The sequence below is a fragment of the Staphylococcus sp. MSU001 genome (assembly GCF_052976705.1).
In genome coordinates this window covers 51600-64092 of record NZ_JBRIKK010000012.1, presented here as the reverse complement: position 1 = coordinate 64092, position 12493 = coordinate 51600, and the positions used below count along the sequence as shown (strand labels likewise).

The 12493-nt window shown below is 32.5% G+C and carries 12 protein-coding genes; 9 read left to right on the top strand and 3 right to left on the bottom strand.

Annotation, left to right across the window (positions count from 1 at the left end; all coding sequences use genetic code 11):
• Positions 1–19: 19 nt before the first annotated feature.
• Genes ACVBFA_RS07160 through ACVBFA_RS07150 form a run of 3 tightly spaced genes read left to right on the top strand, consistent with a single transcriptional unit; the run spans position 20 to position 2871 of the window.
• Positions 20–1321: a pyrimidine-nucleoside phosphorylase gene (locus tag ACVBFA_RS07160; protein ID WP_162186682.1), complete on the top strand. Its 1302-nt coding sequence runs from the start codon at positions 20–22 to the stop codon at positions 1319–1321.
• Between the two features lie 12 nt (positions 1322–1333).
• Entirely contained in the window at positions 1334–2524 is a 1191-nt protein-coding gene (gene deoB, locus ACVBFA_RS07155) for a phosphopentomutase (RefSeq protein WP_002458724.1), read from the top strand.
• Entirely contained in the window at positions 2521–2871 is a 351-nt protein-coding gene (locus tag ACVBFA_RS07150) for a DoxX family protein (protein ID WP_001829969.1), read from the top strand. Before deoB ends, ACVBFA_RS07150 begins: the two co-directional genes overlap by 4 nt.
• Before the next feature lie 160 nt (positions 2872–3031).
• Here ACVBFA_RS07150 and ACVBFA_RS07145 read toward each other — a convergent pair whose 3' ends face one another.
• Complete coding sequence (locus tag ACVBFA_RS07145) at positions 3032–3502, bottom strand: S-ribosylhomocysteine lyase (protein ID WP_001829929.1); 471 nt, start codon at positions 3500–3502, stop codon at positions 3032–3034.
• Positions 3503–3729: 227 nt separating this feature from the next.
• On the opposite strand from ACVBFA_RS07145, the gene ACVBFA_RS07140 reads away from it, so the two are divergent.
• The 3 genes from ACVBFA_RS07140 to ACVBFA_RS07130 all read left to right on the top strand — a co-directional run bounded on the left by ACVBFA_RS07140 (position 3730) and on the right by ACVBFA_RS07130 (position 6943).
• On the top strand, positions 3730–4914 hold the full coding sequence (locus tag ACVBFA_RS07140) for a M20 family metallopeptidase (protein WP_001829962.1): 1185 nt from the start codon (positions 3730–3732) through the stop codon (positions 4912–4914).
• Positions 4914–6104 carry an L-aspartate--L-methionine ligase LdmS gene (gene ldmS, locus ACVBFA_RS07135; RefSeq protein WP_002447807.1) on the top strand — a complete coding sequence of 397 codons (1191 nt, stop codon included), beginning with the start codon at positions 4914–4916 and terminating at the stop codon, positions 6102–6104. The genes ACVBFA_RS07140 and ldmS overlap by 1 nt, the downstream gene beginning before the upstream one ends.
• A 173-nt stretch (positions 6105–6277) precedes the next feature.
• Entirely contained in the window at positions 6278–6943 is a 666-nt protein-coding gene (locus ACVBFA_RS07130; RefSeq protein WP_002447806.1) for a DUF2750 domain-containing protein, read from the top strand.
• A 218-nt stretch (positions 6944–7161) separates the two neighbouring features.
• Here the strand turns inward: ACVBFA_RS07130 and coaW are convergent, their stop codons facing one another.
• Positions 7162–7959: a type II pantothenate kinase gene (coaW, locus tag ACVBFA_RS07125; RefSeq protein WP_002458722.1), complete on the bottom strand. Its 798-nt coding sequence runs from the start codon at positions 7957–7959 to the stop codon at positions 7162–7164.
• A 302-nt stretch (positions 7960–8261) separates the two neighbouring features.
• Between coaW and ACVBFA_RS07120 the strand changes: the two genes are divergently transcribed.
• The 3 genes from ACVBFA_RS07120 to ACVBFA_RS07110 all read left to right on the top strand — a co-directional run bounded on the left by ACVBFA_RS07120 (position 8262) and on the right by ACVBFA_RS07110 (position 11713).
• On the top strand, positions 8262–9122 hold the full coding sequence (locus tag ACVBFA_RS07120; RefSeq protein WP_002447804.1) for a GNAT family N-acetyltransferase: 861 nt from the start codon (positions 8262–8264) through the stop codon (positions 9120–9122).
• 110 nt (positions 9123–9232) lie between these two features.
• The gene (gene rpoE, locus ACVBFA_RS07115) at positions 9233–9769 is read left to right on the top strand and encodes a DNA-directed RNA polymerase subunit delta (protein WP_002447803.1); all 537 of its coding nucleotides are present in this window, start codon (positions 9233–9235) and stop codon (positions 9767–9769) included.
• A gap of 336 nt (positions 9770–10105) precedes the next feature.
• Positions 10106–11713, top strand: coding sequence for a CTP synthase (locus tag ACVBFA_RS07110; protein ID WP_002458721.1), 1608 nt, complete (start codon positions 10106–10108; stop codon positions 11711–11713).
• A gap of 225 nt (positions 11714–11938) precedes the next feature.
• Here the strand turns inward: ACVBFA_RS07110 and ACVBFA_RS07105 are convergent, their stop codons facing one another.
• Positions 11939–12460 (bottom strand): DUF2529 domain-containing protein, encoded by a 522-nt coding sequence (locus ACVBFA_RS07105; RefSeq protein WP_001829945.1) that lies wholly within the window; start codon positions 12458–12460, stop codon positions 11939–11941.
• Between the last annotated feature and the right edge of the window lie 33 nt (positions 12461–12493).

The following is a 12493-nucleotide window of genomic DNA, read 5'->3' as shown; positions in this document are numbered from 1 at the left end:
TCTAAGGGAATGATGAATAATGAGAATGATTGACATCATAGAAAAGAAACGAGACGGTAAGTCATTAACAAGAGAAGAAATAGAATTTTTTGTAAACGGATACACTCGTGGGGAAGTTCCAGATTACCAAGCTTCAAGTTTAGCTATGGCGATATTCTTTCAAGATATGAATGATGAAGAAAGAGCCGCATTGACAATGTCAATGGTTAACTCAGGAGAGAGAATCGACTTAAGCGATATCAATGGTATAAAGGTAGACAAGCATTCTACAGGGGGCGTCGGTGATACAACGACACTCGTTCTTGCCCCATTAGTAGCGGCAGTAGGTGTTCCAGTTGCAAAGATGAGTGGTCGTGGTCTAGGACATACGGGGGGTACGATAGATAAATTAGAATCAGTTAAGGGATTTAATGTTGAAATCAGTGAAAAAGATTTTATAAAACTTGTAAATGATAATCAAGTAGCAGTAATAGGCCAATCAGGCAATCTCACACCAGCTGATAAAAAATTATATGCATTGAGGGATGTAACAGGAACAGTTAATTCTATTCCCCTCATCGCTTCGTCCATAATGAGTAAGAAAATTGCTGCTGGTGCAGATGCAATTGTTCTAGATGTCAAAACTGGCAGTGGTGCGTTTATGAAGACGCTAGATGATGCCGAAGCGCTTGCGCATGCGATGGTTAGAATCGGTAATAATGTAGGTCGTAATACGATGGCTATTATTTCAGATATGAGTCAACCTTTAGGAAATGCAGTTGGTAATGCGCTCGAATTAAAAGAAGCTATCGCAACATTAAAAGGAAATGGACCGAAAGATCTAACAGAGCTTGTGTTAACACTTGGTTCTCAAATGGTTGTCTTAGCTGAACAAGCAGAATCTTTAGATGAAGCGCGTCAGATGTTAGTCGATGCTATAAAAACAGGAAAAGCTTTAAACAAATTCAAAACATTTCTATCGAATCAAGGAGGAGATGACTCAATTGTGGATTCTCCTGAAAAGTTGCCTAGCGCGAAATATCAAGTTGAATTTAAAGCTAAAAAAGATGGTTTTATAACTGAAATAATAGCTAATGAGATAGGCGTTGCTTCAATGATGTTAGGCGCTGGTCGTCAAACAAAAGAAGACGTTATTGATTTAGGTGTAGGTATCGTGTTAAATAAAAAAGTAGGAGAACATGTTGAGAAGGGTGAAAATATTTTAACTATTCATACAAACACCAAAAAGATCGATGATATTTTAAACAAACTAGACAATAGTATTACTATTGAGAGTAAGGGCGAAGCTCCAACCTTAATTCATAAAATAATAACCGAGTAGGAGATGTAAATGATGACTACACCGTTCAAAAGAATTCATCTAATAGTTATGGACTCAGTAGGTATAGGCGAAGGTCCTGATGCAGCGGCATTCAATGACGAAGGATCACACACTTTAAAGCATACTTTAGAAGGATTTAAGCAAAAGTTACCACATCTAGAACAACTTGGATTAGGAAATATTGCACCGCTTCCTGTTGTTTCAAAAGTTACGCATCCGGGTGCATTTTATACCAAACTAAGTGAAGCTTCAGTAGGCAAGGATACAATGACAGGACATTGGGAAATTATGGGGTTAAATATAATGCAACCATTTAAGGTTTATCCAAATGGTTTCCCAGCAGAGCTTGTTAAAGAGATTGAATCAATGACTGGACGCAAGGTTGTAGCAAATAGACCTGCTTCAGGAACTCAGATTATTGACGAGTGGGGCGAACATCAAATGAAAACTGGAGATTTAATAGTTTATACTAGTGCTGATCCAGTTTTACAGATTGCTGCACATGAAGACGTGATTCCACTTGAAGAACTTTACGAGATTTGTGAAAAAGTTCGTGAACTAACAAAAGATCCTAAATATTTAATAGGAAGAATCATTGCTCGACCATATGTTGGAGAACCTGGTAACTTCACTAGAACTTCTAATCGACATGATTACGCGTTAAAACCATTTGGACGAACAGTGATGAATAGCCTTAAAGATAATGGTTATGATGTAATCGCGATTGGTAAAATTAACGATATTTATGATGGTGAAGGCGTGACAGAAGCTATACGTACTAAAAATAATATGGACGGTATGGATCAATTGATTGAAGTTGTAAAAAAAGATTTTGAAGGCATCAGTTTCCTTAATTTAGTTGATTTTGATGCATTGTATGGCCATCGTCGTGATAAAGAAGGCTATGCTCAAGCAATTAAAGATTTTGATCTTCGTTTACCTGAATTAATGAATCATTTAAGAGAAGATGATTTAGTTATTATTACAGCTGATCATGGTAATGATCCAATTGCTAAAGGTACAGATCATACACGTGAATACATTCCACTTTTAATGTTTAGTCCAAAAATTAAAGATTATCATGAACTTTCACAAGACACGACATTTAGCTCTATCGGTGTTACAATAGCAGATAACTTCAACGTAGAATTACCTAAATATGGAAAAAGTTATTTAAAAGAAATGGGGGTTGAGCATCAATGAAGGTTTTAAGATTCTTATTAGGACTAGCATTTGGAACAGCTGGTGTTTTACATTTTACTAGAGAGAGACAATTTAGAAATATTGTTCCAGATTATTTACCTTTACAAAAAACTGCCGTATTGGTAACAGGGGTCATAGAAATCTTTTTTGGTATCATGTTGCTTATTAAAAGGCCAGCATCATGGTTGAAAAAGGGTATTAATTTATTCTTGTTAGCAGTGTTCCCAGCAAATATTTATATGGCTCGTAAAGGATTGCCATTAGGTGACAAAGAACTACCTAAATGGGCACTTTATTCTAGATTACCATTGCAATTTGTGCTTATTAAAGCCATTAAAAAATTATAATTTTTTCAGAAAATAAGACCTTTTAAAATGATAACTAGTTAGCATTTTAGAAGGTTTTTTTATAAAAAAAGAGAAATGTCGAAGGGAAGATTCATTCGACATTTCTCCATAATGATATTAATTAAGCGTTTTATGCTTAGTTGTATGGTTAAATGGTTAACTATTTACCTTCTCCATAGATGTCGTTCCATTGCTCTCTTTTATCTAAGAATGCTTGAGCAATTGTTTTAGCACCTTCTAAAGAATGACTTGCAGCCCAACCACATTGAACCTCATTACAAGCTGGAACTTCGCTAGCATTTAACACATCATGCAATGTTTGATCTATAATATTTAATACGTCATCGTAGTCGTCATGATTAATAAATGAAACATAGAATCCAGTTTGACAACCCATAGGACTTAAATCTACTACTTTATCAGTATGATTTCTAATGTTTTCTGCCATTAAATGCTCTAAGGAATGTAGACCAGGCATATCCATATGTTCCTTATTAGGCTGTTTGAAACGAATGTCATATTTGTGTATGACATCACCATTAAGACCCTCCATAGTACCGGCTAGACGAATAAAAGGTGCAACAACCTTAGTATGGTCTAAATTAAAGCTTTCTACATTCATTTTAGTCATGCATTTATCCTCCTTATTGCTCTACAGCAATTTTTTGTTTAATTCAATAAATAGATTGTAACAATACTCTTATACATTTACAATTTTTCTAAACTAATAGACTGTTGTCTTTTAAATTGTAAGAAAATTGTGTAAAAATTAATGACAACCAATATTAAATCCGATAAAATAAGTAATAATTAAAAAAGAATGATTGATACGCAAAGTTTCAAAGGGAGTTAGATACAATGCATAATAAACAAAAGATATTAGATTTTATAGAGAATAATAAATATGATTATGTTGAAATAAGTCATCGTATTCATGAACGCCCTGAATTAGGCAATGAAGAAATTTTTGCATCGAGAACGTTAATTGACCAATTAAGAGCAAATCGATTCGAAATCGAAACGGATATTGCAGGACATGCAACAGGATTTATAGCAACGTATGATTCTGATATGACTGGACCGGTTATAGGATTTCTAGCTGAATATGATGCTTTACCTGGTCTTGGTCACGCGTGCGGGCATAATATTATTGGTACTGCTAGCGTACTTGCTGCAGTAGCACTAAAAGAAGTCGTCGATGAAATTGGTGGTAAAGTAGTCGTTTTGGGATGTCCTGCTGAAGAAGGTGGGGAAAATGGCTCCGCAAAAGCTTCTTATGTTAAAGCAGGTGTCATTGATGAAATTGATGTGGCATTGATGATTCATCCTGGAAATGAAACCTATCGTACAATTAATACTTTAGCTGTGGATGTTCTAGATATTAAATTCTATGGACGTAGTGCGCATGCATCTGAAAATGCAGATGAAGCATTAAACGCTTTAGATGCAATGATTTCATATTTTAATGGTATAGCACAGTTAAGGCAACACATTAAAAAAGGACAACGAGTTCACGGGGTTATTTTAGACGGTGGTAAAGCGGCTAATATTATACCTGATTTTACACATGCGAGATTTTATACTCGAGCTACTTCGCGGAGAGAACTTGATGTTTTAACTGAAAAAGTAAACCAAATTGCAAGAGGTGCTGCGATTCAAACTGGGTGTGATTTTGAATTTGGTCCTATCCAGAATGGTGTAAACGAATTTATTAAAGCGCCTAAACTTGATGATTTATTTGAAAAATATGCAACTGAATTAGGAGAAGAAGTGATTGATGATGATTTTGGTTATGGATCTACAGATACAGGTAATGTAAGTCATGTTGTACCAACAATCCATCCACATATTAAAATTGGTTCTCGAAATCTTGTAGGACATACCCACCGCTTTAGAGAAGCGGCTGCAAGTTTACAAGGTGATCAGGCACTAATTCGAGGTGCAAAAATTTTAGCATTAATGGGACTAGAATTAATCGAAAATAAACCGTTGTTAGACGAAATAATTGAAGAGCATACGCATATAAAGGGGCATGTTAAGTAATGAATAATAAAGTAAATGGTCCGTTTCTCACACTTAGTGATTTGTATAATGATGACATTGTTTACACATCTCGACCTTCATATGTGTCGAATCCATGGTTGAAACCAGATGAACATCAATCAAATTTCTTAACTGGAAGAGAATTACTTATAGCTAATCGTTTTCCTGTCATTGTTCATGAGGCAAGTGTTACAAACAAATTAGAACAACTTTTTAATATAGTGGGTAGGGAAATTCCACCACATACTTATAAATTTAATAATCAAGAAACATATGAAAGCTTGATAAGGAATTTAGCTCTTCATCACGGTAAAAAAATCTACTTTCAATATATTCATGATGAAGATATTCTACCTAAAGAATATTATGCACTTGATAAAGATGTTTTTGTTGCTCTTAATAATAAAGCACGAATTCCGGAATGGACTAATAACAAATATCTACCACAAAGAGAAATTGTCTCAATTAAAGATTTTGAATCTCGTATTCAAACATGGTCGTATCCATTTGTCATAAAACCAGGCGATGATTTACCTACAGCAGGAGGATATGGTGTTATGATTTGTTATAATGATACAGATTTAGATAAAGCTATCACACGCATCAACAATGCATCAGCAGAGACTGAACATTTAATCATTGAACAAAAAATTAATGCAGTGAATAACTATTGTGTACAATTTGCTTATTCAGATGATATTGGTATCAAATACTTAGGAACAGCGCAACAGTTAACTAATGACTATGGATTTTACAACGGAAATGAAAATGTTAATGATGTGCCTCAGAATGTAATAGACGCTGGTAGAGAGATTATGGAAATAGGCGTAAGCAAAGGTTTTTTTGGTGTAGCAGGTTTTGACTTACTAGTAGATGATAAAAATGATGTTTATGCGATTGATTTAAATTTTAGGCAAAACGGATCAACGAGTATGCTACTTTTAGCAAAAGATTTAACTCATGGATATCATAAATTTTACAGTTACTTTTCTAATGGAGATAATACAAAATTCTATAATGCTATTTTAAAATACGTAGAATTAGGTGTACTTTATCCACTTTCCTATTACGATGGAGATTGGTATGGAAAGAATCAAGTTAATTCTAGATTTGGCTGCATTTGGCATGGAGAAAATAAAGAATTAATTAATCGATATGAACAACAATTTATATTGGAAGCTGGATTATAAGTGTATGATTCTTTAAGGATATTAAGTAGTGTTTGATAAAGAAGTTAGAATAATCAATCATGTCCCAGTTTACAAATAAGATTTGAATTTTAACATTATTGACTATCAATCGTTAGTATTTTAAGATTTAAAGTAAGAAACACTATGAATAACTTATGAATTGAGGGTTAAGTATGTCATACAAATATGAAGCATTTTTTAAAGATATTTTGATTAATGAATATATTTATTTTGCTTCAAAAAATAAAAAATTAATTAGAATACAACATGAGAATTTGCCATTTATTGCTATGTGGACAGACGAAAATGTTGCTGAGTCTTATTTGTTACATCATTCAATCGAATACGACAAAATCATTAGAGCAGATATTGACCGTTTTGTAACATATGAAATGGATGAAATCTTTGATCCTGGTGACAAAGTTTTAGTTAATGTGAATAATGGTGAAGAAGGAAACATTGTAGATATAGTTAAAATGACTGATGAGTTAATGTCTGAATTAGATGATATAAGAATGAGAGAGTTTGTTAAAGATGTCGCAAAATATGACGAAGTATACGGATTGACAAACAAAGGTGAAAAGAATTTTATTATGATTTCAGATGATGACCATAATAAACCTCACATCATGCCTGTTTGGAGTATTAAGAGTAGAGCGCGTAAAGTACGTGATCAAGATTTTGAAGAATGTGATTTAATTGAAATTGAAGGTAAAGTCTTTAGTGAATGGTTAGACAAGTTACGCGATGATAATAAAGCAGTAGCGATTGATTTGAAATCAGGTGTTGTAGGTACTGTTGTATCAGCGCAAAAATTGTCAAATGAAGCAACATTTTAATTGATTATATTAGAAAAAGTCTGCAACATGTTTATAGTATATACACCCCAAAAGTTAGATTTTAGTTTAACTTTTGGGGTGATTTTTATAAACGAATATTATAAATTTGATAGTAAAATGATGTTTGAAGCTAACACTGAGAAAATTCAACGTATAAAGTAAGTTAGATGGTAAGGTAAGTAACAATCAATACCAATTTGCTTCCACTCATCTTCCTATTAGAGGTAAAGTGCTCCTAAAGCGCCTGAAAAAGCACCATTCTCAATATAGTATGGTTTAAATCCTCTTAGAACAGTGTAATTCTCAACAACTTCACGTAGTAATTGATTGTTATTAAATGATGAACCGATATATACAACGTGCTTAGTCTTATATTCACGTGCTAAAGTAATAGCCATAGTTGTTATAACTTCACCAACGACACCAATTGCAGAGGCAAGTTTGTTAGCTGAAGTAAACTGATTATCTAAGTGATGTAATACATTTCCAAAATTTGCTGCTGTTAAATCTCCAGGAATTGGTGGTTCAGTATCTTTATAAATATGTTTTACTTTTAAATCAATGGCATCACGATCACCATTTTGAGCTAAATTCGTTAATTCTTTATAATCTGTTATATTGGACAATAAATAGCCTAAACCTTGTATCATCCCACCTCCGGTACCTACACCTCCAACACGTTGTTGCTCTTTTCCGTCAAAATAGTGGAAAGAAGTACCTGTTCCTACATTAGCAAAAATGTAATGTTCAATTTGATGACCTTGTTCATCCAATAAAATTTCTAAACCTTTTGATGATGCATCGAACTCTACAAATATTTCAGGTGATTGATGAATTTGATCTGCTATTACTCCAGCATTTCCACCTGTAAGCTTTAATGTTTCAATTTCTTCATTGTTAAGCCAATCTATGACTTTTTGGATGTTAGTTGTTAATTCAGTTCTGTAATATCTGCGATTGTCATGCTCTTGTACAATTTTAATTAAAGTGCCTCCAGCATCAATTCCAATCTTCATATGTCTATCACTCCATAACAATTATTGTCACTCATTATAGTATAGTAAATTAACTGAAAAACAAGTGAATATTTATAGAAAGCTCTTATTAAGATACACTTATTTTAATAATACAGTTAATAATAAATATAAGGTAGTCATTATAGTGATGACATACATATTGATAAAATGAGGTTGTAATGAGTTGAATTAGGGTAAAATGATGTTGAGCAAGAGAAAATGTTATGCATAACGAGTCCGATAGTCATAATTATTTAATTCATATATAATATAAATGGTAATTAATAGATAGGGGTAAAGCAATGTTTATAAAAAGGGATTTTGATGATATTACAGTTCAAGTATATGAAGAAAAATATAGAAATGCACTTAACCAATTTGAATTAAGTGAAAGACAACAAATATATTCTTCATTACCTCAAACTGTTTTAGATGATGCATTAAAAGATGAAAATCGAATTGCCAATGTAGCTTTAAATAAAGAAGGAAAAGTAGTGGGGTTCTTCGTATTGCACCGTTATTATCAACATGAAGGTTATGATACACCAAACAATGTTGTTTATGTACGTTCATTGTCAGTTAATGAAAAGTTTCAAGGCCATGGATATGGGACAAAAATGATGATGTTTTTACCAGAGTATGTTCAAGCATTATTTCCTGATTTTACACATTTATACTTAGTAGTAGACGCTGAAAATCAAAGCGCTTGGAACGTTTATGAACGTGCAGGTTTTATGCATACAGCTACAAAAGAAGAAGGACCTATCGGGAAAGAAAGACTCTATTATTTAGATTTAGATTCAAAACATGTGTCTTCTTTAAGGTTAAAAGAGGGGGAGTCAGCATATAGTGATGATATTCATGTGATTAATTTGCTTAAAGATGATGTAAAGGTAGGCTTTATTGCACTAGAACAAAATGATAATAAAATGAATATTTCTGCAATCGAGGTTAATAAGCAAAATAGAAATGAAGGAATTGCAGAAAGTGCTTTACGTCAATTAGCAACGTATATACGTAAACATTTTGAAAACATTGAAGTTTTATCAATTACTTTATATGGCGAACGTAATGAGTTAAAACCATTGTGCTTGAATAGTAATTTTGTAGCAATAGAGGAAACTGAGGATTATACACGTTTTGAAAAATATATTAATTATTAACAGTGATTGCTAAATCACAACTTGTCATTTATAATTTATTTTTGTTACTATTAATAAATGATTATTTGACGTTAATTTAAAGAAAATCCTTTGAAAGGAAGTATTTTTATATGAAAATTCAAGATTACACAAAAGAAATGGTTGATGAGAAATCATTCATCGACATGGCCTATACTTTATTAAATGATAAACAAACAACGATGAATTTATATGATATTATTGATGAATTTAAATCTTTAGGTGGATATGAGTATGAAGATATTGAAAATCGAATCGTCCAATTCTATACCGATTTAAACACAGATGGTCGTTTTTTAAATGTAGGAGAAAATCTTTGGGGTCTACGTGACTGGTACTCTGTAGATGATATTGAGGAAAAAATCGCACCAACAATTCAAAAATTCGATATTCTAGATGACGAAGATGAAGAAGATCAAAACCTTAAATTATTAGGTGATGACGACGCTGATGAAGATGACGATATTCCTGCTCAAACAGATGATCAAGAAACATTAGACGAGTCAGATAATGATGAAGATGATGTTGAAATGAATGATACAGATATCGTTATTGATGAAGACGAAGACGAAGATATTGCTGAAGGTGAAGAAGAAGCCTTTGAAGACGCCGAAGACTTTAATGATTAATCAAGTAACTATATTTTAATTTAAAAATATGTCTCGCTTTATAACAGAAACATTAAAGTGGGACTTTTATTTTTATTTAAAAGGTGGTAGTATTTTATTTGGGCTCCTTTAATTAGGACACGTGTATTAAATAGATACGCTCCCCTTACAATTGCTGTGAGAGGGAGCGATTTTTTTATTTTTAATATTCATAATGAAATGTAAAAGTGAATCAAATTGTTGAGTAATATACCAAATTTATTTCATTATTATTGTTAAATACATAGTTTACTCACAGTTTTTAATAGATTTTATCAATCATTAAATAGTTTACTAAATTATACAGGAGGTCAGACAATGACAAAGTTTATTTTTGTAACAGGCGGGGTTGTGTCATCATTAGGAAAAGGGATAACAGCCGCTTCTCTAGGAAGATTACTTAAAGATAGAGGACTTAAAGTTACAATACAAAAATTCGATCCATATTTAAATGTAGACCCAGGTACAATGAGTCCTTATCAACATGGTGAAGTGTTCGTTACAGATGATGGTGCTGAGACTGATTTAGACTTAGGACATTATGAACGTTTTATAGATATTAATTTAAATAAATATTCAAATGTTACTGCCGGAAAAGTATATTCACATGTGTTGAAAAAAGAGCGTCGTGGTGATTACTTGGGTGGTACTGTACAAGTTATTCCTCATATTACAAACGAAATTAAAGAAAGATTGCTATTAGCTGGTGAGAGTACTAATGCGGATGTTGTAATTACTGAAATTGGTGGAACAACAGGTGATATAGAGTCTTTACCTTTCTTGGAAGCCATTCGTCAAATTAGAAGCGACTTAGGTCGTGAAAATGTAATGTATGTACATTGTACTTTGCTTCCATATATTAAAGCTGCTGGGGAAATGAAAACAAAACCTACACAGCATAGTGTTAAAGAATTACGAGGCCTAGGTATCCAACCTGATTTAATAGTCGTACGAACAGAATACGAAATGACACAAGATTTGAAAGACAAAATCGCGCTATTCTGTGATATCAAAAAGGAAAGTGTTATAGAATGTAGAGATGCAGATTCTCTTTATGAAATTCCGTTACAACTTAGTAAGCAAAATATGGATGACATTGTTATTCAACGTTTACAATTAAATGCCAAGTATGAAACGCAACTGGATGAGTGGAAACATCTATTGGATACCGTTAATCATTTAGATGGTAAAATTACAATTGGTTTAGTTGGTAAATATGTGAGCTTACAAGATGCTTATCTATCAGTTGTTGAATCACTTAAGCATGCTGGTTATCCATTTAAAAAAGATGTTGTGGTAAAATGGATTGATTCAAGTGAAGTTAATGATCATAATGTTGAGGCTTATTTATCCGACGTTGATGGTATTTTAGTTCCTGGTGGATTTGGATTCAGAGCAAGTGAAGGTAAAATTGCAGCTATTCGTTATGCCCGTGAGAATAACATACCGTTCTTTGGCATTTGTTTAGGTATGCAATTGGCAACTGTTGAATTTGCGCGTCATGTTTTAGGCTATGAAGGTGCGCATTCAGCAGAATTAGATCCAAGTACACCTTATCCAATTATAGATTTATTACCAGAACAAAAGGATATTGAAGATTTAGGTGGAACCCTAAGACTTGGTCTTTATCCTTGCCACATTAAAGAAGGTACATTGGCAGAGAAAATTTATAATAAAAATGATATTGAAGAACGTCATCGTCATAGATATGAATTCAATAACGAATTTAGGGAACAATTAGAAAGTAACGGTATGGTCTTTTCAGGGACAAGTCCAGATGGTCGTTTAGTAGAAATTATAGAAATACCTAAAAATGATTTCTTTATTGCATGTCAATTCCATCCTGAATTCTTATCAAGACCTAATCGTCCACAGCCTATATTTAAATCATTTGTAGAAGCGGCGTTAAATTACCAACAAAAATAATTGTTTTGATGCACAAACAATATAAAGCTAAATAAAAATGGTCATTTCCTTAAAAGCAAAAGGAAATGACCATTTTTTAATTGTCCATTAAACTTTATCAGTGTACTTTATTTATCATTATACATTAGATGTTTTGGTTATAATTATTATACGTTCTTGCTTCATCAGTTAATTACACGGATGAAATTATTTTATAGAAAATAATTGAACGACTACACACATATTCTACAAATCCAAATCTCTAGTCATTTCAATCATTTGAGTATAAATATCATAATAAATATAATTTAAGGCCATCGGATGTGGTTGAATGATTTTATCATAATCTTCTGTGTAAACAATGGGCCTAGGTGTTGATAAATTAACATAATGAATTAAATGATTTGGAAAATCATCTCGTTTAGGGTTATTACAAATAAGCACTAAATCGACATCTAAATCAATAAGTTGAAGTACATCACTTTCAACTTCCGAAGTGTAGTATGGTGAAAATAACAGTACCCTATCTGTAGTATCTATATCGTTAAAATTTTGTAAATCTTCAAGTGGTAAACTAGACGCTAATTTTTCATGGCTTTGTAATATGAATGATTCATAGAATTTTAAATCATCGTACCCTTTGATATAGACATGTCCTTCTCCACCAATTGCTTGAATGAGGCATTGAGCTGCCATTTGAATATCTAACTCTTGTTTTTCAAGCCGATTAAAAATACCAGTTAATTGTGTGTTTAAGATTTTTGACATTGTAAACCTCCAATCTCTTTACTGAAATATTGT